This is a genomic window from Amycolatopsis keratiniphila (assembly GCF_000400635.2).
Lineage (GTDB): Bacteria > Actinomycetota > Actinomycetes > Mycobacteriales > Pseudonocardiaceae > Amycolatopsis > Amycolatopsis keratiniphila.
In genome coordinates this window covers 2,478,105-2,502,006 of the sequence record NC_021252.1, presented here as the reverse complement: position 1 = coordinate 2,502,006, position 23,902 = coordinate 2,478,105, and the positions used below count along the sequence as shown (strand labels likewise).

Sequence of the window (23,902 nt, the reverse complement as noted above, 5' to 3'; positions counted from 1 at the left end):
GCTTGTCGCCGGGGACGGGAGATTCCCGCGCCGCTAGTTGATGAACCGCAGATCCGAAATGGCGCCGCTCGCCACGAGCATCACGTAGAGGTCGGTCAGCACGAGCGTGCCGAGCGTCGTCCACGCCAGCGCCATGTGGCGGGTGTTGAGCTTCGTGATCTGCGTCCAGATCCAGTAGCGGACCGGATGTTTGGAGAAGTGCTTGAGCCTGCCACCGGTCACGTGACGGCACGAGTGGCACGACAACGTGTACGCCCACAACAGGATCACGTTGCCGAGCAGCACGATGTTGCCGAGCCCGAAACCGAATCCGCCGGTCTTGCCGTGGAAGGCGGTGATCGCGTCGTAGGTGTTGACCAGCGAGACGACCACGGCCACGTAGAAGAAGTAGCGGTGGGCGTTCTGGATGATCAGCGGCAGCCGGGTCTCCCCGGTGTACTTCGCGTGCGGCTCGGCGACCGCGCAGGCGGGCGGCGAGAACCAGACGGCCCGGTAGTAGGCCTTGCGGTAGTAGTAGCAGGTCAGCCGGAAGCCCAGCAGGAACGGCAGGACCAGGAAGCCGAGCGGGATGAAGCCCGGCAGTTCGCCGAACCAGGCCCCGAAATGCCGGGAGCCTTCGACGCAGGATTCCGAGACACAGGGCGAATAGAACGGCGTCAGGTAGTGGTACTCGGGCACCCAGTACGCGGTGCGCACGAAGGACCTGATCGTCGCGTAGATGATGAAGGCGGAGAGGCCGAGGACGGTCAGCAGCGGGGACAGCCACCACCGGTCGGTGCGCAGCGTTTTCTCGACGATGAGGGCCCGCGACGGCGCGCGGACCCCCGTACCCCGTCCGGCCTCTTTGCCGGCGGGGGCGCTCACCGCTGGTCGCGCTTGTAGCCGCCGACGCCTTCGTCATCGGCGCCTTGCCACAGCGCCGGGTCGTAGGGCGTATCGGGAACTTGAACACGATCGGCGGCCTTCGCCTGCGCGGGCACCGCGTTCGGGGTCGTGTCGAGGTCCGTCGCGTCGATGTCGAGCCGCTCGACGTCGTTCGCCAGGCGACGTACCGCCGAGGCGTCGCCGTATCGGGACCGCAGCGCGCCGACGCACTGCCTCAGCTGACCGATGGCTCGCCGAAGTTCGGCGATCTCTGTGGTGGACATCGGTACCTCCCGATGGTCGGTTCGGTTGGCCGCTTGAGCCGTCGCGGGCAAGCGATTCCTCGCCAACCCGACTCTGCCGCGCGTTGTGCAATGTGACAAGTAGCACAGTAGAACCCAGGGACGTGACGGAGGTCACGCGAGTCGATCTTCTGTATCGATTTTGATTCGGGCTTTCCCCTGAGCTACTGTGGCCACTGTCACGACCCAGCGACGTCAGCGTTGCCGTCCCGCGGACCACCACGACCAGTGATCCGGAGCCGGACAATGAGCACCGCCCCGAACGTCCACCCCATCATCGCCGAAGTCACCGAGCGCATCTCCGCCCGCAGTGCCGAAACCCGCACCGCGTATCTCGAGCGTGTCGCCGCCGCCCACGAAGAAGGGCCGGTGCGGCGCGGCCTCGACTGCAGCAACCTCGCCCACGGCTTCGCCGCGATGGAAGGTGTCGACAAAGCGGCACTGCGCGCCGCGCGGGCGCCGGGCGTCGCGATCGTCTCGTCCTACAACGACATGCTTTCGGCGCACCAGCCGATGCAGGAGTACCCCGCGATGCTGAAGGGCTCGGTCCGCCAGGCGGGCGGCGTCGCCCAGTTCGCCGGCGGCGTGCCCGCGATGTGCGACGGCGTCACCCAGGGCCGCCCGGGGATGGAGCTGTCGCTGTTCAGCCGCGAGGTGATCGCGATGTCGACCGCGATCGCGCTGTCCCACGACATGTTCGACGCGGCGCTGCTGCTCGGCGTCTGCGACAAGATCGTGCCCGGCCTGCTGATCGGGGCGCTGTCGTTCGGGCACCTCCCGGCGATCCTCGTGCCCGCCGGGCCGATGAACTCCGGCCTGCCGAACAAGGAGAAGGCGCGCGTGCGCCAGCTCTACGCCGAGGGCAAGGCGACCCGCGAAGACCTGCTGGACGCCGAAGCGGCTTCGTACCACTCGGCGGGAACGTGCACCTTCTACGGCACCGCCAACTCGAACCAGATGGTCGTCGAGGTGATGGGCCTGCACCTGCCGGGCGCCAGCTTCGTGCAGCCGAACTCGCCGCTGCGGCGGGTGCTCACCGAAGAGGCCGGGCGTCGCGTCGTGCAGCTCTCGCGCGGCGAGGAGTACACGCCGGTCTCGCGCGTGATCGACGAGAAGGCCGTCGTCAACGGTGTCATCGCGCTGCTCGCGACGGGCGGCTCGACCAACCACACGATGCACCTCGTCGCGATCGCCGCGGCCGCGGGCATCCAGCTGACCTGGGACGACTTCTCCGATCTGTCGTCGGTGATCCCGCTGCTGGCCCGCGTGTACCCGAACGGCAGCGCGGACATCAACCACTTCCACGCCGCCGGCGGCATCCAGTTCCTGGTCGGCACGCTGCTCGACGCCGGCCTGCTGCACGAGGACGTCCAGACCGTCGCCGGTCCGGGCCTGCACCGCTACCGGCAGGAGCCGATCCTCTCCGAGGGCGAGCTGGTCTGGCGTGACGTCCCGACGCGCAGCCTCGACGAGGACGTCCTGCGCCCCGTGTGGCGGCCGTTCGCCGCCGACGGCGGGCTGCGGATGGTCGCGGGCAACCTCGGCCGCGCGGTGATCAAGGTGTCGGCGGTGGCGCCGGAGCACCGGATCGTGCAGGCCCCGGCGCGGGTGTTCACCGACCAGAAGTCCTTCAAGGACGCTTTCGAGGCCGGCGAGCTGGACCGCGACGTCGTCGTGGTCATCCGCCAGCAGGGTCCCCAGGCCAACGGCATGCCGGAACTGCACGGGCTCACCCCGGCGCTGGGCGTGCTGATGGACCGCGGGCACCAGGTGGCGTTGCTCACCGACGGCCGGATGTCGGGTGCGTCCGGCAAGATCCCCGCGGCGATCCAGGTGACCCCGGAAGCCGCTGCGGGAGGCCCGATCGCGCGGATCGCCGACGGCGACGTCGTCCGCCTCGACGCCAAGGCCGGGACGCTCGACGTCCTCGTGGGTGACGAAGAACTCGCCCGTCGTGAACTGGTGGACTCCCCGCCTTCGGAGGCATCCTGGACCGGCACCGGCCGGGAGCTGTTCGCGGCGCTGCGCCGCGCGGTCGGCCCCGCCGATCAGGGCGCGAGCGTGTTCGGATCGCTCACGCCGGAACACTTCGGCGCTCCGGCGCACACGTTGACCCCTGTGGAGGTAACCCAGTGACCACCGGCGCCGACCTGCTCGGCCTGTCCCCCGTGATGCCCGTCGTCGTGCTCGACGACGCCGCCGACGCCGTGCCCACCGCGCGGGCCCTGCTCGCGGGCGGGATCGGCGTGATCGAGCTGACCCTGCGCACCCCGGCGGCACTCGCCTCCATCGAGCGGATCGCCGCGGAGGTCCCGGAGATCGTCATCGGCGCCGGGACCGTCACGGCGCCCGAGCACGCCAAGCAGGCGGCCGACGCCGGCGCGAAGTTCCTGGTGACCCCGGGTTGCACGGACGCCGTGCTGGACGCCGCGTTCGACACCGGCCTGCCGTTCCTGCCGGGTGCGAGCACGGTTTCGGAGGCGATGCGGCTGGCCGAACGCGGGCTGACCGCGCTGAAGTTCTTCCCCGCCGAGGCCAGCGGCGGCGTGGCGTACCTCAAGTCGATCGGCGGGCCGCTGCCCGGGCTGAAGTTCTGCCCGACCGGCGGGATCACCGTGAAGACCGCGCCGGATTATCTCGCACTGTCCAATGTGGGCTGCATCGGCGGTTCGTGGCTGACGCCGAAGGATGCCTTGGCCGCCAAGGACTTCGGGAAGATCGAAGCCTTCGCGGCGGAGGCTTCGAAGCTCTGATCCGTGTTGTGAAGGCCACCTTCGCGAAGGTGGCCTTCACTGCTTTCAGAGCGGGAGCTGGTACTGGATGAAGCCTCTGTTCACCGCGACCCGGTCGTACAGGCGGCGCGCGGTCGCGTTGGATTCCTTGGTGTGCCAGTAGACCCTGCCGCATTCACGGGTGCGGGCCCAGTCCGCGACGGCCTCGATCAGCGCCCGCGCGACCCCTTTGCCGCGGGCTTCCGGCGCGGTGAACAGATCTTGCAGGTAGCAGACATCGGTGAGGGCGGACGTGCTGGGGTGCACCAGGAAATGCACGATCCCGGCGAGTTCGCCGCCCACGTGGGCACCGAGCGAGTGCATCCGCTTCCCCGTTTGGAACTCGCGCCAGGCTCGGTCGTAGACCTCTTGCGGCGCAACACGTTCGTAGAAGGCGATGTACGCGCGGAACAGGTGTTCCCAGGCTTCGCGGTCTTCGGGCTTCAAGGGCTCGATGGTGATCATGTCCGTCCTCCCGGTGATCACCCGAGCCTAGGGTTTCTCCGCCGTCCCGCGTGTGGCCACTCACGCGGTAAAGCGGGCTGCCACTCCGGTCAGCTGACGGCTTGCTTCACCAAAGCGGCGACGCGCTTCTTCACCGCGGGGGTGGCTCCGGTCAGCGCGAAGGCCGTCGCCCACATCGCGCCGTCGTCGAGCTGGGCGGCCTCGTTGAAGCCGAGCGTCGCGTACCGCGTCTTGAACTTGGCGGCAGCCTGGAAGAAGCAGACGATCTTGCCGTCCAGCGCGTAGGCGGGCTGCCCGTACCAGAGCTTCGGCGCGAGCATCGGCGCGTTGGTCTTCACGACGTCGTGGACCAGCTCGGCCAGCACACGGTCCTCATCGGACATCTCGGCGATCTTCGCGACCACGTCCTGCTCCGCCGCCGCGGCCTTGTCGGCGGCCGAGCCGCGGCGCGCGGCCTTCTTCATGTCCTGGGCGTGTTCCTTCATCGCGGCCTTCTCTTCGGCCGTGAATCCTTCGTACGTGGTGCTCATCGTGGTTTCTCCAAGGTAGGCGGCGAGCGGGGGCATCCGGAAGTGGCACATCAGGACTGGGCGGCGAGCGCCGAGGTCTCCCAGGCGAATCCGTCCGGATCGGTGAACGGGGCGGCGCCGCAGATCGCGATGCGGTGCGAGCCGGAGCCCTCGGGGGCCACGCCGGCGTCCTTGGCCAGCGACTTGCGCTTGTACAGCGCCAGCTTCACGGGGCTGGTACCGGCATCGAACTCGACGTACACGCGGCCGAAGCTCTTCCCGACGGTGAGCCCGTGCTCGACGTAGAACTTCTTGCTCGCGGCCACATCGGCGACGCCCAGCAGGAGGACGATGTCGTCGATCTCGCGGGAGGCCGGCGCGGTGTTCTTCTTCGCCGAGGTGGCGATCTTCCAGATCGCGCCGTCCGGAGCCTGGACGGTTCCGCCGTAACCCCACATCGACTTCGCGGCGGGCTTGATCACGGTCGCCCCGGCGTCGACGGCGGCCTCGATGAGCGCGTCGGCGTTGGCGGGCTGGGAAACCGTCAGGGAAAGGGTGTAGCCGCGGAAGCCGGTGGACGGCTCCTGCGACGCCCGGAAGCGCAGTTCCGAGCCGAGCCCGAAGGCGGTGGTGTAGAAGCGTTCGGCGGCCTCGGTGTCGGCCACTTCGAGGGTGATGGCGTCGATGAAGTTCATGCCGGTAACGCTATTTCCCGGCGGGCTTCCGGCGCTTCTCGATTCCTGATCGGTCGTATCGGCGCTGTTCAGAGGCCTGCAGGAGGGCGATCCGGGTCGTTCGGGGGCACTCGGCCTGGCTGCCGTGGCGGCAGGGGCGGCGCGTCGTGAGTGGCGTTTCGGGTTCTAACCCGAAACGCCACTCACGAGGTTTGCAGGGCCGGGGCTTGGCTTGCGCGGTGATCCCGGTTGAAGCTCGACGGTGCTTCGGGCGCGTTGGTGACGCAGCACCGCACTCACGTGATTGAGGCCGGAACTCGCGTGATCAGAGGCGGAACACCGAGTGCGGCGCCCGATTGCGCGAGTCACGGACTTCGGACGAACGCCACTCACGACCACCGTGCGCCCAGGCGGCACTTTCGCGTGACTGAGCGGACGGCGCGTGTGATCAGATGGCCGACACACGTGACTGGACGGACGACACGCGCGTAGCCCCGAGGCGTCCGCCTGGACACGCGTGTCGTCCGTCTGCTCACGTGTGTCGTCCCTCTGGTCACGCGAAAGCGCCCGGGAACGTGAAACGCCGGCCGCACGGGCAAGGGTGCCTGCACGGCCGGCGAGCGGCTCAGGTGAGGAAGCTCAGTCGAGGGTGGCGTCGTCCAGCAGTGCCGACTCGGCGCCGAACTCGCGGAGTTCGTCGCGGATCACGGTGTAGGCCAGCCCTTGGGGATAGCCCTTGCGGGCGAGGAAGCCCAGCAGGCGGCGGATCGCCGTCTGCTCGTCGACGTTGCCCAAGGAGCGCATGCGCTTCCGTACCAGCTCTCGGGCGCGCTGCTCCTCTGCCTCTCGATCCACCTCTTCGGCGGCCTGGACGGCGATATCCCCATCGATTCCTTTGCGTTTGAGTTCGGCCACGAGGGCGGTCCGTGCCAGGCCCATGTTGGCATGGCGGGAACGCACCCACATCTCGGCGAACTCGGCGTCGTTGATGAGCCCTGCCTTGTCCAGCTTACCGAGCAGGGTCTCCGTCGTCTCCTCGTCGAAGCCCTTGCGCTTGAGGGCCTGACGCAGTTCCTCCGTGGAACGCGGGCGCGCGGCCAGGAGATCGAAGCAGATCTCCTTGGCCTTCTTCCTCCGCTCGTCCGGCGGCAGCTCCGCCGGATCCACTTTGGGCGCACGCATTCAGCTCTCACTCCAGTCGAAACGATCGATCGGTGACTTCACCCCTGGCGGGGCTGTGAGGAACTCAGAAGTCGACCGGCGCGGGGGCGGCTTCGGCGTCGACGGCGGCACCGATGCCGAGCTTCTCCTTGATGCGCTTCTCGATCTCGTTGGCGATGTCCGGGTTGTCCAGCAGGAACTTGCGGGCGTTCTCCTTGCCCTGGCCCAGCTGGTCGCCCTCGTAGGTGTACCAGGCGCCGGACTTGCGCAGGATGCCCTGGTCGACACCCATGTCGATCAACGAACCCTCGCGGGAGACACCCTTGCCGTAGAGGATGTCGAACTCGGCCTGCTTGAAGGGCGGCGCGACCTTGTTCTTCACGACCTTGACGCGGGTGCGGTTGCCGACGGGCTCGCCGCCGTCCTTCAGCGTCTCGATCCGGCGAACGTCCAGGCGGACCGACGCGTAGAACTTCAGCGCCTTACCACCGGTCGTGGTCTCCGGGGAGCCGAACATGACGCCGATCTTCTCGCGCAGCTGGTTGATGAAGATCGCGGTGGTGCCGGAGTTGTTCATCGCACCGGTCATCTTCCGCAGCGCCTGGCTCATCAGGCGGGCCTGCAGACCGACGTGGTTGTCACCCATCTCGCCCTCGATCTCGGCGCGCGGCACGAGCGCGGCGACCGAGTCGATGACCAGGATGTCGAGCGCGCCGGAACGGATCAGCATGTCCGCGATCTCGAGCGCCTGCTCACCGGTGTCCGGCTGGGAGACCAGCAGCGCGTCGGTGTCGACGCCGAGCTTCTTGGCGTACTCCGGGTCCAGCGCGTGCTCCGCGTCGATGAACGCGGCGATGCCGCCGTTCTTCTGCGCGTTGGCGACCGCGTGCAGGGCGACGGTGGTCTTACCGGAGGACTCCGGGCCGTAGACCTCGATGACCCGGCCGCGGGGCAGGCCGCCGATCCCGAGCGCGACGTCGAGCGCGATGGCGCCGGTGGGGATGACCTCGATCGGCGCGCGGCCCTCTTCGCCGAGGCGCATGACCGAGCCCTTGCCGTACTGCTTGTCGATCTGGGCGAGGGCCAGTTCGAGCGCCTTGTCCTTGTCGGGTGCTGCTGGTGCCATGGAGTCCACCTCGTTGGTTGAGCCGGGTAGGGCTTGATTCAGTTCTGAGCTGTCGGGTCCGACGCTACGGGCGACCACCGACAATTCCAGGCCTCGCGCCCAAGCTGTGGATCGCTGACCCCGTTGTGGACAACACCATAGACGAACGTGTGTTCGAGGCCGTCGCCGACACGCCGTTGCGCTCGGGTTCTTGCCCGTTCTTCGAGGTCAGCGCCGCTCGGGCGGGATCTCGAAGGCGTCGCAAACCGCCCGCCAGACGTCCTTGGCCGAGGTTCCCGCGTCGAGGGCCTGTTCGACAGTCCGGCCCCCGAGTTCGCCGAAAACGTGATCCCTGGAGAGGGTTTCCGCACGTCCGGGACCGAATTCGTCGGCCATCAGCCGCCGGAAGACCGTGATACGCATCGGGCGGAGTCTAGCCCGGGCACCCGGCGGGAAACGCGTGAAGGGGCTACTCGCCCGGCTGGACGCTCTTCTCGAAGTAATCGGCCAGCTCACCCGGCGTCGGGGTCTGTCCTTCGGCAGGCACCTGGTAGATGAAGCCGACCAGCGGCCGGTCGGTCACGGTGAACACCAGCACGGCGGCGTTCCGCCCGGCGGCCGAGGAGTACTGGCCTTCCAGCGCGTTGCCGGCCCATTTGGCCTCGGTGCGGTCCCCGCCCGCCGACTTGAGCAGTCCGTCGGTGTAGGCCTTGAGCTTCTCCGCCGAGTCGCTCTGCAGATAGGTCACCTGGGTGCCGGCGCGGCCCGGCGCGGAGCAGGTCGACGTCACGCCGAGGTCTTCCGCCGGTTTCGCCGGCCCGTTGCCCATGCCGGGTTTGCAGTCCCCGGTGTCGGCGATCTTCCCCGCGAGCTGGCGAAGGCAGCCGGTGAGGCCCTTGTCGTCGGCCGCGCCGGGCACCTTGCACTCGTCGGCCGTGTAGGTCGTCGACGAGGAGGACGTCAGGAAGAACGTGAGCCCGGCGGCGAGCAGCACGACGACGGCCACGATGGCGCCGATGACGAGCGGCTTCTTCTTGCTCGCGGGTGCCTTCTCGGCGGTGGTCTGCCCGGCGAGGGAGTATGTCGGGAAATTCGTCGGCGCGGGCTGCTGCGCCGGCTGCGGGCCGCTGCTCGGATAACCCGACTGGGGGAAACCGCCGGACTGGCCGGGTGCCCCGCCCGAGTAACCGGGGATCGACGCGACCTGCTGCGGCGGCGCGTACGGGCCCGTCGCGCCGGGGCCGACCTGATGCGCCCCGGTTCCCGCCGCGACCTGCCCTTCGACGCCCTGCGTACGCGAGCTGATGCCGTCGGAAGCGACGTGCTGGGCGCCGAGCGCGACCGCGGTCTCTGGCTGGTCGAGGCTGCCGGGGACGACGCCGAGCTTCTCCGCGATCAGGCTGCCGACCAGCGGGAGACGGCTCGAACCGCCGACGAGGTAGATACCGGCGAGCCGGTCCGGGGTCATCCCGGCCGAGCGGACCACCCGCGACATCAGCTCGACGCTGCGCAGCATCGACGGCCGCACCAGCGCTTCGAGTTCGCCTCGCGTGACGAGGACGTCCTCGAACGGCTCCGGCATCGGGACCTCGGTCTGCGGGTGCCGCGAAAGGGCTTCCTTCGCCGCCTTCACGTCCTCCTGCAGCGCGCGCCGCGTACGACGGTCCGGAGTGGACTCGGGCCGCAGGACCCGCTGCCAGCGCTGAGGGTCCCGGTGCGAGACCTCACGGCCGACGTGCACCAGCAGCGCCTGGTCGACGTCGAGACCACCGAGGTCGGGAAGACCGTCTTCGGCGACGACGGTGAAGCCGCCGTTCGGGGTGGCGCCGACGATCGCGACGTCGAAGGTGCCGGCGCCGAGGTCGTACACGGCGAGCGCCTGGCCCGGCGCGAGTGTCTTGCCGGGGAACGACGCGAAGTGCGCGGCCGCGGCGACCGGCTCGGGGACGAGCACGATGTTGCCGCCCATCCCGGCGAGCCGGGCGGCGGACAGCAGCACGTTGCGGCGGGTCTGCCCCCACTGCGCGGGGTGGGTGAGCCGGACCTCGTCGGGCAGTTCGCCGCCGAGCTGGCGGGTGGTCTCGTCGAGGACGCGGCGCAGGATCGCGGCCAGCACCTCGGTGACCGGGATGACGTCCGTGCCCAGCAGGAGCGTCTGCTCGTCGATACGGCGTTTGGGGTTGGGCTCGAAGCGGGTCGGGTCGAGCCGGGCCCGGCGTTCGGCGTCGCGGCCGACCATGATCGTGCCGTCCTCGGTGGCGAACACCGCGGACGGCATGTTGGCCGAACCGTCGACCTCGACCACCCGCGGCGGCCGCCCGTGCGCCGATAGGACGGCCACGGTGTTGGACGTCCCGAGGTCCACCGACAGGATCCGCACAGCTCATACCCCTTCACAGACGAACGGCGGCCGCCCCAGTACTGATCCGGCCGCGCTGGCCGTGATGCTCCCATGAGCGAGGTCACCGCACGTGCGGAACCCGCCGATCTCGTCCCGACCGGGTGCCTCGTCACAGCCCTCGGAGCGAAACTGTCGGTGGTCCGGCGCAGTATGGAGGGCGTGGCAGACGTACTCGACCTCTTCTCCCCCGCGACCAGGGACTGGTTCGCCGGGGCCTTCGCCGCGCCCACCCGCGCGCAGGAAGGGGCGTGGCGTGCCGCGCACGCCGGGGAACACGCGCTGGTCGTGGCCCCGACGGGATCGGGCAAGACGCTGTCGGCCTTCCTCTGGGCGCTGGACAGGCTTTCGGTCGAGCCTCCGCCGTCCGAGCCGCGGAAACGCTGCCGCGTCCTCTACGTCTCGCCGCTGAAGGCGCTGGCGGTCGACGTCCAGCGCAACCTGCGGGCGCCGCTGGCGGGCATCTCGCAGGCCTCGCGGCGGCTGGGGCTGCCGGTGCCGGACATCGGCGTCGGCATGCGCACGGGCGACACCACGGCCGCCGAGCGGCGCTCGTTCGGCAAGACCCCGCCGGACGTGCTGGTCACCACGCCGGAGTCGCTGTTCCTCATCCTCACCTCCTCCGCCCGCGATTCACTGCGCGGCGTGGAGACGGTGATCATCGACGAGGTGCACGCGGTCGCGGGCGGCAAACGCGGCGCGCATCTGGCCTTGTCCCTGGAGCGGCTCGACGCTTTGTTGGAGAAGCCCGCCCAGCGGATCGGGCTGTCGGCGACGGTCCGGCCGATCGACGAGGTCGCCTCGTTCCTGGCCGGTGGCAGGCCGGTCACCATCGTCCAGCCGAAGCTCGCGAAGACGATCGAGGTCCGCGTCGAGGTCCCGGTCGAGGACATGTCCAATCTCGACGGTCCTCAGGGGCCGAAGCAGAACGAAGACCTCGACGCGGGCCTCGCGCGCCTGCCCGGCTCGCTGGAGGACATCGACGGCGCGCCGCGGCGGCCGTCGATCTGGCCCGCGGTGGAGGAGCGGGTCCTCGAACTGATCCAGGCGCACCGGTCGACCATCGTGTTCGCCAACTCGCGGCGGCTCACCGAGCGGATGACGGCCCGGCTCAACGAACTCGTCGCGGAACAGAGCGAGCTGGAGCCGGATCAGCGGTATCCGGCCGAGGCGATCGGCCAGTCCGGGCTCACCACCGGCGCGGCGCCGGTGATCGCGCGGGCCCACCACGGCTCGATGTCGCGCGAGCAGCGCACGCATGTGGAAGAGGAGCTCAAGTCCGGCCGGCTGGCGTGCGTCGTGGCGACGTCCTCTTTGGAGCTGGGCATCGACATGGGCGCGGTCGATCTCGTCGTGCAGATCGAGGCGCCGCCGACGGTCGCTTCGGGGCTGCAGCGGGTCGGCCGGGCCGGGCACCAGGTCGGCGCGGTGTCGAGCGGGGTGATGTTCCCGAAGTTCCGGGGCGACCTCGTCTCCTGCGCGGTGGTGGCGGAGCGGATGGCGTCCGGGGCGATCGAGGCGGTGCGGTATCCGCGGAATCCGCTGGACGTGCTCGCGCAGCAGGTCGTGGCGATGGTGGCGCTCGAATCGTGGACGGTCGACGAACTGGCCGCCCTGGCCCGTCGCGCGGCGCCGTTCGCGTCCCTGCCGGACGACGCGTTGCTGGCCGTGCTCGACATGCTCGCCGGCCGGTACCCCAGCGAGGAGTTCGGCGAGCTGCGCGCCCGGATCACCTGGGACAGGGTCACCGGCGAGCTGCACGGCCGCCCGGGTTCGCAGCGGCTGGCGGTGACCTCGGGCGGCACGATCCCCGACCGCGGCCTGTTCACCGTCATGACGCCGGGCGGCGACGACAAACCCGGGTCGCGCGTGGGCGAGCTCGACGAGGAGATGGTCTACGAGTCCCGCGTCGGGGACACGATCTTGCTCGGCACCTCCTCCTGGCGGGTCACCGACATCACCCACGACCGGGTGATCGTGGTCCCCGCGCCGGGTGAGCCCGCCCGGATGCCGTTCTGGAAGGGCGACGCCCCCGGCCGTCCGCTGGAACTGGGGCGGGCGCTGGGCGCGTTCGTCCGTGAACTGTCCACTTCGGAGCCCTCGGCGGCCAGGGAACGCGCCGCCGTCGCCGGGCTGGACGAGTACGCGTGCGACAACCTGCTGGCGTACCTGGAAGAGCAGAAGTCGGCCACCCGCCATGTGCCGAACGACAAAACCGTGCTCCTGGAACGGTTCCGCGACGAGCTGGGCGACTGGCGCGTCATCCTGCACTCGCCGTTCGGCGCGCAGGTCAACGCGCCGTGGGCGCTCGCGATCGCGGCCCGGCTGCGGGAGAACCGCGGGGTAGACGCCCAGGTGGCGCATTCCGACGACGGGATCGTGCTGCGGCTGCCCGAGGCGCTGGACATGGACGGCGCCGAGGTCACCATCGGGGTCGAAGACGTGTTGCTCGATCCGGAGGAGGTCGAGCAGCTGATCGTCGCCGAGGTCGGCGGTTCGGCGCTGTTCGCCGCACGGTTCCGGGAATGCGCGGCGCGGTCGCTGCTGCTCCCCCGCCGGGATCCGCGCCGACGCACCCCGCTGTGGCAGCAGCGGCAGCGCGCGTCCCAGCTGCTTTCGGTCGCGGCCAAGTACGAGCGGTTCCCCGTGGTGCTCGAAGCGATGCGGGAAGTCCTGCAGGACGTGTACGACGTCGGCGGGCTGCGCGAACTGATGACCGACGTCCGGTCGCGGAAGGTCAAGCTGGTCGAGGTCGAGACGCCGTCCGCGTCCCCGTTCGCGCGCAGCCTGCTCTTCGGCTACGTCGGGATGTTCCTGTACGAGACGGACGCACCGCTCGCGGAACGGCGCGCGGCGGCGCTGGCGCTGGATTCGACACTGCTGGCCGAACTGCTCGGCACCGAGGCGATCCGGGAACTGCTGGACGCCGAGGTCGTCGCCGAGGTCGAGCGCTCCCTGCAACGGCTCGACCCGGACAGGCACGCCCGCAACGCCGAGGACGCCGCGGATCTGTTGCGGTTCCTCGGTGATCTCTCGATCGAGGAGGCCGCCGCGCGCGGTATCCAGCGGGAATGGCTGGAGGAGCTGGAAGCCGCGCGACGGGTGATCCGGGTGCGCATCGGTGGCGGTGAGCGGTTCATCGCCATCGAGGACGCGGGCCGGGTGCGGGACGCGCTGGGCACCGCGCTGCCGGTCGGGGTGCCGGAGGCGTTCACCGAACCGGTCGAGGATCCGGTCGGAGACCTGCTTTCCCGCTATTCGCGAAGCCGTGGCCCGTTCAGTGCCCGTCAGGCCGCCGAGCGGTTCGGGCTCGGGACGGCCGTGGTCACCGGCGTGCTGGACAGGCTGACCGCGCAGGGCAGGCTGGTCCGGGGCGAGCTGAGCCCGGTCGGGCATCCGGAGACCCACGGCGTCGGCATCGAGTTCTGCGACGCGTCGGTGCTGCGCAGGCTCCGGCGGGCGTCCCTGGCCCGGCTGCGGGCTGAAGTCGAGCCGGTCGAGCCGGCGGCGCTGGGCCGTTTCCTGCCGTCGTGGCATGGCATCGGCGCACGGGTGCGGTCGGCGCCGACGGCGGACGACGTGCTGTCCGTGGTCGAGCAACTGGCCGGCGCCCCGCTCCCGGCGAGCGCGGTCGAGTCGCTGATCCTGCCGAGCAGGCTGCCCGGCTATACCCCCTCGCTGCTGGACGAGCTCACCACGGCGGGCGAGGTCACCTGGTGCGGTTGCGGTTCCCTGTCCGGCGGGGACGGCTGGCTGGCGCTCGCGCCCACCGACGTCGCCGATCTGCTGTTGCCGGATCTCGACGACGATCTGCCGTCCGGTCCGCTCCACGAGGCCATTCTGTCCACTTTGGAGGGTGGTGCTCAGTTCTTCCGCCAGCTCGTGGACCGGGCGTCGCCGTTGGTCGAGACCCCGCCCAACGACGGCGAAGTCGTGGCGGCGCTGTGGGATCTCGTGTGGGCCGGGCTGGTCACCGGGGACACGCTGGGCCCGCTGCGGGCACAGGTCTCCGGTTCCGGCGCGGCGCACAAACCACGGCGGCAGGCTCCTCGCGGGCGGTACGCGCGGCTTCGGGCAGGGCGTCCGGCGATGCCTTCGCGCACCGGGCCGCCGACGGTCGCGGGCCGCTGGGCCCTGACTCCCGCGCGCGAACCGGATCCGACCAGGCGCGCGCACGCGCGGACCGAGGCCTTCCTGGAGCGGCACGGCGTCCTCACCCGCGGAGCGCTCGACACCGAGCGCGTGACGGGCGGTTTTTCCGGGATCTACAAGGTTTTGCGCGGTATGGAGGATTCGGGTCAGGTCGTCCGGGGGTACGTGGTCGAGGGGCTCGGCGCGGCGCAGTTCGCGGCGAAGGGCGCCGTCGACAGGCTGCGCGCGCAATCCGGGAACCAGCGCACGACCACCGAAGGCGCCGTCGTGCTCGCCGCCGCGGATCCGGCCCAGCCCTACGGTGCCGCGTTGCCGTGGCCCGCCGCGACGGGCGACACGAAGCACCGTCCGGCAAGGAAAGCGGGCGCGCTGGCGGTACTCGTGGACGGTGTCCCGGCGATGTACGTCGAACGCGGCGGCCGGTCGCTGCTGAGCTTCACCGAGGATCAGGAGACGTTGCGGTCGGCGGCGCGGGCGCTGTCCACGGCGGTGCGGGAGGGCTGGCTCGGGCAGCTCGCGGTGCAGAAGGCCGACGGCGAGGTGGCGCTCACCTCGGAGCTTTCGACCGTCCTCCAGGAGGCGGGATTCCGGGCGACTCCCAAGGGTCTGCGCCTGCGGGCCTAGAATCACCGCTCAGGCCTGCGGAAAAGGACGTTCGAACATGGTGATGCGCGACCTGCGCTATTTCGGGGATCCCGTGCTCAAGACCGTATGCGACCCGGTCACGACCTTCGACAAGAAGATCGAGTCGCTGGTGACCGATCTGATGGACGGGGTGAAACCCGCCGGGCGCGCCGGGCTCGCGGCGCCACAGATCGGGGTCGGGCTGCGGGTGTTCAGCTACGACGTCGGCGGGCTGAGCGGGTACGTGATCAACCCGGAGATCGTCGAACTGTCCGAGGAGACGCACGAGATCGGCGAGGGCTGCCTGTCGGTGCCGGAGCTGTGGTTCCCGGTCGTGCGCGCGAAGCACGCCGTGGTGCGCGGTGTCGACCTGCGTAACGAGCCGGTCGAGGTCGAGGGTGTCGACGTGCTCGCCCAGTGCCTGCAGCACGAGACCGATCACCTCGACGGCAAGCTGTACCTGGAGCGGCTCACTCCCGAGCGCAAGAAGCGCGCGCTGGGCGAGGCCCGGGGCAAAGACTGGTTCTGGAACCGCAAGTAGTCCTCCGCGATCAGAGGACTAAACGCGGGGGCCGGGGAGCGTGAAGCGCAGGGTGCCGGAGTCGCCGGCGACGCGTTCGGGGCGGAGCCCCACGCGGACGGCGGTGCGGTACAGGGAATCGTCGCCGGGCAGGCAGACGGCGGTGAGTTCGCGCTCCCCCTTGGCCGTGGCGAGCGTGGCGAGCCGGGCCAGCAAAGCCGTGCCGATGCCTTGGCGCTGCCAGGAATCCTCGACGAGAAGCGAGACTTCTGCCGCGCCGCCGCCGGCCGCCGGGATCAGCTGTCCGAGGCCGATCACGTCGCGTCCGCAGACCGCGAGCAGGCTGATCCCGCGCGGCGGCATCAGGAGCCGGTGCAGCCAGCGACGCGGTACGGCACGCATCCCGGTGTGATAGCGGTGGAAGAGCGTCGTCATCGAGCATCTCTGGTGCAGCGCGGACACCGCTTCCGCGTCACCGGGGACCCCCTTGCGCAGGACGATCGCGGCGCCGTCGGCCCGGTCGAGCACGATCGGACCGGTCACGTTGTCGCGGACGGCGGCGACCAGGCCGATCAGTGCGACGGCGCGGCTGAGTTCCAGTTCGACGAACGGCGACCACCGGCGGCGGGCGACGAACGCGGCGCCGTCCCCCGCGGGGAAGACCGCCCGGTGCCCGCCTTCCGTGCGGGCCGGGTTCGACTCGATCGACGGGACCTTCGTGACGACGTCGGCCGCCAGGATGCCGCGCAGTACCTCCGCGAGACCACCCGGTTCCTCGACGGCTCGTTTGGCCGCGGTGAGCGTCGCGGTGGCCGGATCGACCAGTTCCGCCAGATCCGCGTCGACGACCGCGGAGCATTCGCATCCTTCGTCGCGGATCGCGTCGATGAGCAGCTGCCGAGGCAGGCCGGTGGCCGGACGCAGGACGATCTCGTCGAGCACGCCGCCGGGCACCGGCAGCACCGACAGCCCGAGGATGTTGCACTCGAGGTCGGCCAGCCGGATCGCGATCCTGGCCAGCGTGCCGGGCCGGTCGTCCACGCGGATCCGGACACGCCAGGCCGACGCGGCCGCCGTCTCTTCGCCGGGATGGACCAGGGTGGGCCGGACTCGATAGGTCTCCATGACCTCAACGGTCCCGGCCGGTTGTTGCCTGCCCACGGCGCGGGTGTTTCGCTCAGGTCAGCGTTCGACGCCGCCGCGCAACCGGGGCGAAACACTCAGCGGGGCGTGAGCACGCTGAACTCGTTGCCCTCCGGATCCACCAGGGACACGGCGCCTCGTCTCGCCGTACCGCGCCCGATAGCGCCCAGCCCCAGCAGGCGCCGGACTTCGGCCGCCCGGCTTCCGCCCGGCCCCGGCGCGATCTCGAAGCGCAGCCGATTCCGCTCCACCTTGTCCGCTTTCGTGGCGAGAAACTCGACCCAGGGGCCGCGACCGTCCGGCGGCCGCAGGCCCACGATCGTCTCTTCCCGGACGCCGATCTCCCAGCCCAGCGCGGCCGCCCAGAACCGCGCGAGCCGCTCCGGGTCGAGGGCGTCGACGACGACCGCCGCGATGGCGCCGGTGCCCTCGTACTGCTCTCGAGGCTCGAGGACGCAGAACTCGTTGCCCTCGGGGTCCGCGAGCACCACCCACGGCACCCGCTTCTCCTCCGGCGGCCCCTGGCCGACGTCGATGTGCCGGGCGCCGAGGGACAGCGCACGGTCCACCAGCTCGGCCTGATGCCCGGGCGAACGGCTCGCCAGATCCAGATGCAGCCGGTTCTTGCGCCCTTTGGGCCGCGTTTCGGACCGGAACGCCGGCTCGAACGGCGCGTCCCAGCTGAACAGCCCTTCCCAGAAACCCGCCAGATCTCTGGGAAGGGCCGAATCGAAGACCAGGTTCACCAGATGTGCCACCACACCGGTGAACCTAGACGGCACCACCGACACTTCTGACCGGTTTGGCTTCCCCACCGACCGGTCATCGGGTCGCGAGCCGCAGAAGGGCCCAGAGTTGTCCCGCCATGTCCTGGTCTCCGCTGACCGTCACCGCCGTCGGACCCGCCCGGCCCCACAGCCAGCGGTAGATCTTGTCCGGCTTCCCGGTGATCAGATCGTCCGCGCGCTGGGCTTCCTCGGCCGAGCACCGCCAGGCGACCGTCTCCGTGGGCCCGGCTCTGGCGATCCAGGTGTGGCCCGCGGTGCGCACACCGACCGATCCGGTCTTGGTGCCGGACAGCCCGAGCAACGGCAGCCGCTGGCCGAACCACAGCACCAGTGCCTCGTCGATCCCGTCGACCGCCACGTCTTCGGGGATCTCCGAGACCTCACGGCCGGCCGCGCTTTCCGCGTCGATCCGGTGGATCGTCGTCTCGTGCGCCATCCGGCGCCGCCAGAACCCGTAACTGCGGTCCGCCGGCCACCAGGTCGGCGCCAGTTCGTCCGGATCGTGTGCGGACAGCTCGGCGACGAGCTCGTCCCGGCCCTCGCGGAAGAACTCCTCCAGGCTCTGCCCCGGCCCCGGTTTGCGCTGCCAGTGCTCGGGACGCCGCCCGTCGGTGATCCAGCGGCGGGTGACCCGGTACACGCTGCCCACGTGCCGGAGGACCTCGCCGAGTGTCCAGCCGGGGCAGGTCGGGACCGGCGCGTCGGCGGACGCGGTGTGCGCCACCTGAGCCATCAGCTCGGTTTCGGCGCCGATCACCTCCAGGAACCTGCCCTGGTCGATCATGGCCTGCCCGGCCATCGGGCACCCCCTCTCCCCGGTCGCTCAGGCCACATACGCCGAGTCACCCATCGGCAGCCCGTGCACCACCCGTCGCACCAGTTCCAGGAACACCGTGGCGGCCCGCGTCAGCTCGTCCGCCAGTTCGACGGTGACCTTGCCGGTGATCCCCGCCTGCGCGGCGGCCCGCGTCGCCGAGTTGGCCGCGAAGAACGCCGCCCACTCCTTCAGCTCGGGCGCGACGGAGTCGAGCAGCACCCAGCCGCTCGCCGGCCGGGCACGGCCCCGGTGCGGGCGGCCGCGGGCCTCCAGTACCGCCGCGGCGCCCCGCAGCGCGGCGAGATAGGCACCGATGAACCGCTCCGCGGGATCGCTTTCCCGCTCTGCTTCGGCGAGCCCCCGCCTCGCCTGTGCGTACAAGGAGACCGCCGCGGGTGGTGCCGGCGGGCGCAACGACATGGGCAGGGCGGGCTGCGCGGTGCCCCCCGGCCTCTCGGCTTCGTCGGGGGACACGACCGAAACGGACATGACGACCCTCCTCCTGTACGTGAGCGCCGGCCGGTGCCCGGCGCCGAGGCGCTTCCCCCGCCCCCGCGCCGGGCACCTACCGGTGCGCGCTCACCGAATGTCGAACGTCTGTTCGAACAAGTCCAATGTAACCCCGAAGTGCCCACTTCTTCAACCCTGTAGCGGGGTGATCGCCGCATGTGGTGCGGGACACGGCATCGGCCACGTGATCTCATAGGCGTATGAGCACCATCGACCATCCCTCGGTGGCCAAGGTCGCGGCCGCGCTCGCCGAGGCGGGCCAGCAGGCCGCCGCGGACGGGATCCGGATCCTCCCCGCCGAAGTCCGCACGGCCGCCCAGGCCGCCGAAGCGCTCGGTGTCGAGGTCGGCGCGATCGCGAACAGCCTCGTCTTCCGAAGCGGCACGGGCGACGCCGAAACGGCCCTGCTCGCCCTGACCTCCGGCGCGCACCGCGCCGACACGGGCCTCCTCGCTTCGCTGACCGGCGCCGACGAGATCGGCAAGGCGGACGCGGATTTCGTCCGCGCGCACACCGGGCAGCCGATCGGCGGCGTCGCCCCGGTCGGTCACCCGAAGGCGTTGACCACCCTCGTCGACACCGCGTTACGCGCCCACGAAGTCGTCTGGGCGGCCGCCGGGCATCCGAAGTCGGTGTACCCCACGACGTTCGACGGCCTCGTCGCGCTGACCGGGGGCACTCCCGCGGACGTCGCGGGCGACGGGCAGGATGGGCGCCCGTGACCGCGATGTCCTCGGAATGCACCCGTTACGTCCAGCTGTCCGCGGACGAGTTCCGCGCCCGGCTCCCCGAGGCGCTGACCATCTACGTCAACGCCATGCGCTACCCCGAAGGCACGGCCGAGCAACGCGCGCCGATGTGGCTCACGCACGCGCTGCGCGAAGGCTGGCGCTGCATGGCCGCGCTCGACGCGGACGGTGTCCTGCTCGGGCTCGCCTACGGCTACAAGGGCCGCGGCGGCCAGTGGTGGCACGAACAGGTCCGCCACGGCCTGACCCGGCGTGAAGGCCAGGCCGCCGCCGAGCACTGGATGTCCGACTACTTCGAGCTCACCGAGATCCACGTCAGCCCCGAAAGCCAGGGGAAGCGGATCGGCGAGGACCTCCTGCGACGGCTGCTCGACGGCGTGCCCAGCGCGCATGTCCTCCTTTCCACGCCGGAAGGCACCAGCCGGGCCTGGAACCTGTACCGGCGCGTCGGATTCGTCGATGTGCTGCGGGACTACCACTTCGCCGGGGATCCGCGGCCCTTCGCGATCCTCGGCCGGACGCTGCCGCTCTAGGGTTTGGTGTAGGCGACCGCGAGCGCGGCGATGAGCACCACCGCGCCGCACCAGCCCACGGCGCCGAGCCGTTCCCCGAGCACGGCCATGGACAGCAGCGCGGCGGTCAGCGGTTCGAGCAGGGCGGACAACGCGGCCAGCACCGGATGCGCGCTTTCGAGACCGCGGAAGTACGCGGCGTACGCCAGCGCCGTGGGCACGACGCCGAAGTAGACGACGAGCGCGAGCACGTCGGCCTGAAGCGGCACGGCCATCCCGAACCACAAGGCGGCGGGAGTGAGCGCGGCACCGCCGATCAGGCAGCCGAAAGCCGTGGTGGGCAAGGGATCCAGCCCCTCGACGCGGGTCGCGGTCACGAGCGTCAGCGCGGCGAACCCGGCCGCGGCGAGCAGGGCGAACAGCACGCCGGCGACGTTGACCTCTTGCCCCGGCGTCCATTGCAGCAGCGCGAGCCCGGCGAGCGACCCGGCCAGGGACACCGCCGTCCACGCTCCGGGCAGGCGGTGGGTTTTGACGACCGTCGCGACGGCGAGCAGCACCGGCGCGCTGCCGATGGTGGTCATCGTCGCGACGCTCACGGAACTCAGCGAGACCGAGGCGAAGTAGCTGGTCTGGAAGAGGGCGAACAACCCGCCGACCGCCAGGAGGCGGCGACGGGCCTGTGGCGTGCGGGGAAGGCCGCGAAGGCCTCCGGTGAGCCAGAGATAGCCGGTGGCGATCACGCCGCCGATGAGCAGCCGGTACGCGGCGACACTCAGCGGATGGAGCCCCGCGCGGGAGGCGAGCAGGGATCCGGCGAGGCCGCCGGTCCCCCAGAGGACCCCGGCGAGGACGAGCGCGGCCGACGATCGGGCGCGCGTGGGTACGGCAACGGACATGGGGAAACGCTCCTGCGTCTGTGTCTGTCGGAAAGGACATCGACGACGCGGGGTGCTTCAGTGCAGCACGGATCGGCCGGGCGGCTGGAGCGCCGCGCGGCCGGACACACCCCGCTCAGGAGGCGGGTGGTGGGGTGACGAGAAAGATCCGGTGCACGGGAGGGAACGTATCAAGGTCGCGGTAGCGGGGGCACGTGAATTACGGCACGCCGAGGGTGAGATGTCATGAAAGGGTCGTTCCTGACATTTTTCGTCAGGAACGACCCTTTCATGACATTCGGGGAAGAGCGGCGGCTCAGTCCAGGGCGGCCAGCATCTCCCGCAGCGTGTCCAGCCCCATCCCGCCGAGCGCCAGCGCCCGCGTGTGGAACTGCTTGATGTCGAACGCGTCGCCCTGCCTCGCGCGAGCCTCTTCGCGGGCGGTGAGCCAGAGCCGTTCGCCGAGCTTGTACGACGGCGCCTGCCCCGGCCAGCCCAGGTAGCGGTCGATCTCGTCGTGCACGTGGGCCGGGTCGGTGACGGTCCGGGTGAGCATGAACTCCAGGCCCAGCTCGGGCGTCCATCGCTCGCCCTCGTGGAAACCGGTGCCCGACGGAATCTCCAGTTCCAGGTGCATGCCGATGTCGACGATCACCCGCGCGGCGCGGAACAGCTGCTCGGACAGCATGCCGAACAGTTCGCCGTCGTCGGCGAGGAACCCGAGGTCCTCCATGAGCCGCTCGGAGTACAGCGCCCAGCCCTCGGCGTGCCCGGAGGTGAACGCCAGCAGCCGCTGGTACTTGTTCAGCGACTCCGACTGGTCGACCGCGGTCGCGATCTGGAGATGGTGTCCCGGCGCGCCCTCGTGGTAGACGGTGCTGACCTCGCGCCAGGTGGTGAACTCGTCCCGGCCCTGCGGCAGCGACCACCACATGCGGCCGGGACGGGAGAAGTCCTCGCTCGGGCCGGTGTAGTACGCGCCGACGGTGCCGCCGGGCGGGGCGATCTTGCACTCCAGCGCCATCACCCGGTCGGAGATGTCGAAGTGCTTGCCGCGCAACGACTTCAGCGCGTTGTCGGACAGGTTCTGCATCCAGGCCTGGAACTCCGCCCGGCCGCGGACGAGGTACTTGGGATCGGCGTCGAGGGCGGCGGCCGCCTCGGCGAGGGTGGCGCCGGGCTTGATCCGGCCGGCGACCTCGCGCATCTCCGTTTCGAGGCGGGTGAACTCGGCCCAGCCCCAGGCGTAGGCCTCGTCCAGGTCGAGGGTGGCGCCGGTGAACACCCGGGACCACAGCTGGTAGACCTCGGCGCCGACGGCGTCCTTGACCGGCGCCAGCGGGGCGAGTTCGGCGCGGAGGAACCCGGCGAACTCCGCGTACGCCTCCTGGGCGGCGTGAGCGGCCTGGCCGAGTTCGGCGCGGAGCTTCTCGTCGACGTCCTTCGCGTCGGCGACGAGGGTCTCGAAGAAACCGGTCTCGTCCTTCAGCCCGGCCCAGGTTTCGGCCTGTTCGGCGACCTTGCCGACCTGCCGCAACGCCGACACCCGGCCCGCGTCGGCGGCCGCGAGCAGCGACGTACGGAGACCATCGAGCGCTTCGGGCACCCTCGCCATCCGAGCGGCGATCGTCGCCCAGTCCTCCGCGGTCTCGGTGGGCATGAAGTCGAAGACCATGCGCAGCTCCTGCACGGGGCTTTCGATCACGTTCAGCGCCGCGAGGTCGAGGCCGGCTTCGTGGATCTCGAGGTTCAGCGCGATCCGCTCGCTGAACACCGCTTTGGCCGCGCGCTCGCCGTCGCCGACCGGTTCGGCCGCGGCGATCTCGGCCAGCGCGCGCCTGGCGATCGCGGCCCTGGCCGCGTGCCCGGCGGGCGAGTAGTCGGTCAGCTGGTCGTCGTATCCGGAGATACCGAAAGTCGTCGCGGCGACCGGGTCGGCCGCGGCGTACTCGTCGACGTACCGGTCACAGATCTCGTGCACACTTCGCGCGGTTGAAGCCATGACCGGCACGCTACCGGGATCGAAGGCGACTTCGGTACGGAGTTACGCCCGGGCGGGGACCAGCCCGAGCCTGCCGACCACCTCACGCGTGGCCTTGGACCGGTTGAACGTGTAGAAGTGCAGGTCGGGGACGCCTTCGGCGATGAGCCGCTCGCACAGCTCGGTCACCGCGTCGATCCCTTCGGCGCGGAAGGCCTTCGGGTCGCCCGCCAGCGGTTCGAGCCGGTCCAGCAGCCGCCGCGGGGCGGGCGCGCCGGACAGCTTGATGGATGTGTGCAGCGTCCGCGGCGTGGTCAGCGGCATGATGCCGGGGATGACCAGGGCCTCGCAGCCGGTGGCCGCCACCCGGTCACGCAGGCGGAGGAAGTCCTCCGGCTCGAAGAACAGCTGCGCGATCGCGAAATCCGCGCCCGCGCGGAGCTTGCGCACCAGGTACTCGGTGTCGGCTTCGAGGTTCGCCGATCGCGGGTGGCCATAGGGGAACGCCGAGACGCCGACGCAGAAGTCGCCGAGCGAACGCACCAGTTCGACGAGTTCTTCGGCGTAGTTCAGCCCGTCCGGATGCGGGACCCAGTCGCCGTAGACGTCGCCCGGAGGGTCGCCACGCAACGCGAGGATGTTCCGCACGCCGACGGCGGCGTACCAGCCGATGACATTGCGCAGTTCCGCGACCGAGTGATTGACGGCGGTGAGGTGCGCCATCGGCACCAGCGTGGTTTCGGTGGCGACGCGGGCGATGCTGCGGATCGTGCCGTCCCGGCTGGAGCCGCCCGCGCCGTAGGTGATCGACATGTACGCCGGATCCAGCGGCTCGAGTTCCCGGATCGACTTCCACAGCACGGCCTCGTCGGCCGCGTCCCGGGGCGGGAAGAACTCGATGGAGAACACGGGTCCATCACCCTGCAATCGCTCGACCACCGACGTCATACGGCCATGTTAGGGGGGAATGTCCGCTGGC

General features: G+C 70.5%; 22 protein-coding genes. 6 read left to right on the top strand and 16 right to left on the bottom strand.

Features of this window, described 5'->3' with window-relative positions:
• Window positions 1–33: 33 nt before the first annotated feature.
• On the bottom strand, window positions 34–864 hold the full coding sequence (locus AORI_RS52675) for a hypothetical protein (RefSeq protein WP_016332715.1): 831 nt from the start codon (window positions 862–864) through the stop codon (window positions 34–36).
• A complete protein-coding gene (locus AORI_RS52670) occupies window positions 861–1,148 on the bottom strand; it encodes a hypothetical protein (protein WP_016332714.1) in 288 nt (95 codons plus the stop codon). The genes AORI_RS52675 and AORI_RS52670 overlap by 4 nt, the downstream gene beginning before the upstream one ends.
• Before the next feature lie 264 nt (window positions 1,149–1,412).
• Here AORI_RS52670 and edd point away from each other — a divergent pair, with 264 nt between their 5' ends.
• Window positions 1,413–3,302 carry a phosphogluconate dehydratase gene (gene edd, locus AORI_RS52665; protein ID WP_016332713.1) on the top strand — a complete coding sequence of 630 codons (1,890 nt, stop codon included), beginning with the start codon at window positions 1,413–1,415 and terminating at the stop codon, window positions 3,300–3,302.
• Window positions 3,299–3,919 (top strand): bifunctional 4-hydroxy-2-oxoglutarate aldolase/2-dehydro-3-deoxy-phosphogluconate aldolase, encoded by a 621-nt coding sequence (eda, locus tag AORI_RS52660; protein ID WP_016332712.1) that lies wholly within the window; start codon window positions 3,299–3,301, stop codon window positions 3,917–3,919. Before edd ends, eda begins: the two co-directional genes overlap by 4 nt.
• 45 nt (window positions 3,920–3,964) lie before the next feature.
• On the opposite strand, the gene AORI_RS52655 is transcribed toward eda, so the two are convergent.
• From AORI_RS52655 to AORI_RS52625, 7 genes are all read right to left on the bottom strand, one after another.
• Entirely contained in the window at window positions 3,965–4,402 is a 438-nt protein-coding gene (locus tag AORI_RS52655) for a GNAT family N-acetyltransferase (protein ID WP_043848689.1), read from the bottom strand.
• An 89-nt stretch (window positions 4,403–4,491) separates the two neighbouring features.
• Entirely contained in the window at window positions 4,492–4,932 is a 441-nt protein-coding gene (locus tag AORI_RS52650) for an iron chaperone (RefSeq protein ID WP_016332710.1), read from the bottom strand.
• A 50-nt stretch (window positions 4,933–4,982) separates the two neighbouring features.
• The gene (locus AORI_RS52645) at window positions 4,983–5,606 is read right to left on the bottom strand and encodes a VOC family protein (protein ID WP_016332709.1); all 624 of its coding nucleotides are present in this window, start codon (window positions 5,604–5,606) and stop codon (window positions 4,983–4,985) included.
• Between the two features lie 618 nt (window positions 5,607–6,224).
• On the bottom strand, window positions 6,225–6,752 hold the full coding sequence (locus tag AORI_RS52640) for a regulatory protein RecX (protein ID WP_123798856.1): 528 nt from the start codon (window positions 6,750–6,752) through the stop codon (window positions 6,225–6,227).
• Window positions 6,753–6,831: 79 nt separating this feature from the next.
• Entirely contained in the window at window positions 6,832–7,872 is a 1,041-nt protein-coding gene (gene recA, locus AORI_RS52635; RefSeq protein WP_016332707.1) for a recombinase RecA, read from the bottom strand.
• A gap of 207 nt (window positions 7,873–8,079) precedes the next feature.
• A complete protein-coding gene (locus AORI_RS52630; RefSeq protein ID WP_016332706.1) occupies window positions 8,080–8,274 on the bottom strand; it encodes a DUF3046 domain-containing protein in 195 nt (64 codons plus the stop codon).
• A 46-nt stretch (window positions 8,275–8,320) separates the two neighbouring features.
• Window positions 8,321–10,231, bottom strand: a complete 1,911-nt coding sequence (locus tag AORI_RS52625) for an Hsp70 family protein (protein WP_016332705.1) — start codon at window positions 10,229–10,231, stop codon at window positions 8,321–8,323.
• A 171-nt stretch (window positions 10,232–10,402) separates the two neighbouring features.
• Between AORI_RS52625 and AORI_RS52620 the strand changes: the two genes are divergently transcribed.
• Both AORI_RS52620 and def read left to right on the top strand, forming a co-directional pair.
• Entirely contained in the window at window positions 10,403–15,025 is a 4,623-nt protein-coding gene (locus tag AORI_RS52620; protein WP_200870995.1) for an ATP-dependent helicase, read from the top strand.
• Window positions 15,026–15,062: 37 nt separating this feature from the next.
• Window positions 15,063–15,566 (top strand): peptide deformylase, encoded by a 504-nt coding sequence (gene def, locus AORI_RS52615; RefSeq protein ID WP_016332703.1) that lies wholly within the window; start codon window positions 15,063–15,065, stop codon window positions 15,564–15,566.
• Window positions 15,567–15,584: 18 nt separating this feature from the next.
• Here def and AORI_RS52610 read toward each other — a convergent pair whose 3' ends face one another.
• The 4 genes from AORI_RS52610 to AORI_RS52595 all read right to left on the bottom strand — a co-directional run bounded on the left by AORI_RS52610 (window position 15,585) and on the right by AORI_RS52595 (window position 18,782).
• The gene (locus tag AORI_RS52610) at window positions 15,585–16,670 is read right to left on the bottom strand and encodes a GNAT family N-acetyltransferase (RefSeq protein WP_016332702.1); all 1,086 of its coding nucleotides are present in this window, start codon (window positions 16,668–16,670) and stop codon (window positions 15,585–15,587) included.
• A gap of 95 nt (window positions 16,671–16,765) precedes the next feature.
• Window positions 16,766–17,449 carry a VOC family protein gene (locus AORI_RS52605; RefSeq protein ID WP_016332701.1) on the bottom strand — a complete coding sequence of 228 codons (684 nt, stop codon included), beginning with the start codon at window positions 17,447–17,449 and terminating at the stop codon, window positions 16,766–16,768.
• Window positions 17,450–17,510: 61 nt separating this feature from the next.
• On the bottom strand, window positions 17,511–18,275 hold the full coding sequence (locus AORI_RS52600) for a maleylpyruvate isomerase family mycothiol-dependent enzyme (RefSeq protein ID WP_016332700.1): 765 nt from the start codon (window positions 18,273–18,275) through the stop codon (window positions 17,511–17,513).
• A gap of 24 nt (window positions 18,276–18,299) precedes the next feature.
• Complete coding sequence (locus AORI_RS52595) at window positions 18,300–18,782, bottom strand: SAV_6107 family HEPN domain-containing protein (RefSeq protein WP_016332699.1); 483 nt, start codon at window positions 18,780–18,782, stop codon at window positions 18,300–18,302.
• Between the two features lie 221 nt (window positions 18,783–19,003).
• Between AORI_RS52595 and AORI_RS52590 the strand changes: the two genes are divergently transcribed.
• Window positions 19,004–19,525, top strand: coding sequence for a YbaK/EbsC family protein (locus AORI_RS52590; protein WP_016332698.1), 522 nt, complete (start codon window positions 19,004–19,006; stop codon window positions 19,523–19,525).
• On the top strand, window positions 19,522–20,085 hold the full coding sequence (locus AORI_RS52585; protein WP_016332697.1) for a GNAT family N-acetyltransferase: 564 nt from the start codon (window positions 19,522–19,524) through the stop codon (window positions 20,083–20,085). The genes AORI_RS52590 and AORI_RS52585 overlap by 4 nt, the downstream gene beginning before the upstream one ends.
• Here AORI_RS52585 and AORI_RS52580 read toward each other — a convergent pair.
• The 3 genes from AORI_RS52580 to AORI_RS52570 all read right to left on the bottom strand — a co-directional run bounded on the left by AORI_RS52580 (window position 20,082) and on the right by AORI_RS52570 (window position 23,871).
• On the bottom strand, window positions 20,082–20,963 hold the full coding sequence (locus tag AORI_RS52580; protein ID WP_016332696.1) for a DMT family transporter: 882 nt from the start codon (window positions 20,961–20,963) through the stop codon (window positions 20,082–20,084). The genes AORI_RS52585 and AORI_RS52580 overlap by 4 nt on opposite strands.
• Window positions 20,964–21,258: 295 nt before the next feature.
• Window positions 21,259–22,944, bottom strand: a complete 1,686-nt coding sequence (locus tag AORI_RS52575; protein ID WP_043847995.1) for a DUF885 domain-containing protein — start codon at window positions 22,942–22,944, stop codon at window positions 21,259–21,261.
• 42 nt (window positions 22,945–22,986) lie between these two features.
• Window positions 22,987–23,871: a methylenetetrahydrofolate reductase gene (locus AORI_RS52570; protein WP_016332694.1), complete on the bottom strand. Its 885-nt coding sequence runs from the start codon at window positions 23,869–23,871 to the stop codon at window positions 22,987–22,989.
• Window positions 23,872–23,902 lie beyond the last annotated feature (31 nt).

Coding starts and splice junctions, on each gene's coding strand:
- edd (WP_016332713.1), top strand. CDS start 1,413: ATGAGCACCGCCCCGAACGTCCACCCCATCATCGCCGAAGTCACCGAG.
- AORI_RS52570 (WP_016332694.1), bottom strand. CDS start 23,871: ATGACGTCGGTGGTCGAGCGATTGCAGGGTGATGGACCCGTGTTCTCC.
- AORI_RS52630 (WP_016332706.1), bottom strand. CDS start 8,274: ATGCGTATCACGGTCTTCCGGCGGCTGATGGCCGACGAATTCGGTCCC.
- AORI_RS52575 (WP_043847995.1), bottom strand. CDS start 22,944: ATGGCTTCAACCGCGCGAAGTGTGCACGAGATCTGTGACCGGTACGTC.
- def (WP_016332703.1), top strand. CDS start 15,063: ATGGTGATGCGCGACCTGCGCTATTTCGGGGATCCCGTGCTCAAGACC.
- AORI_RS52600 (WP_016332700.1), bottom strand. CDS start 18,275: ATGGCCGGGCAGGCCATGATCGACCAGGGCAGGTTCCTGGAGGTGATC.
- AORI_RS52620 (WP_200870995.1), top strand. CDS start 10,403: ATGGAGGGCGTGGCAGACGTACTCGACCTCTTCTCCCCCGCGACCAGG.
- AORI_RS52645 (WP_016332709.1), bottom strand. CDS start 5,606: ATGAACTTCATCGACGCCATCACCCTCGAAGTGGCCGACACCGAGGCC.
- AORI_RS52650 (WP_016332710.1), bottom strand. CDS start 4,932: ATGAGCACCACGTACGAAGGATTCACGGCCGAAGAGAAGGCCGCGATG.
- AORI_RS52610 (WP_016332702.1), bottom strand. CDS start 16,670: ATGGAGACCTATCGAGTCCGGCCCACCCTGGTCCATCCCGGCGAAGAG.
- AORI_RS52580 (WP_016332696.1), bottom strand. CDS start 20,963: ATGTCCGTTGCCGTACCCACGCGCGCCCGATCGTCGGCCGCGCTCGTC.
- AORI_RS52590 (WP_016332698.1), top strand. CDS start 19,004: ATGAGCACCATCGACCATCCCTCGGTGGCCAAGGTCGCGGCCGCGCTC.
- AORI_RS52670 (WP_016332714.1), bottom strand. CDS start 1,148: ATGTCCACCACAGAGATCGCCGAACTTCGGCGAGCCATCGGTCAGCTG.
- AORI_RS52595 (WP_016332699.1), bottom strand. CDS start 18,782: ATGTCCGTTTCGGTCGTGTCCCCCGACGAAGCCGAGAGGCCGGGGGGC.
- AORI_RS52655 (WP_043848689.1), bottom strand. CDS start 4,402: ATGATCACCATCGAGCCCTTGAAGCCCGAAGACCGCGAAGCCTGGGAA.
- recA (WP_016332707.1), bottom strand. CDS start 7,872: ATGGCACCAGCAGCACCCGACAAGGACAAGGCGCTCGAACTGGCCCTC.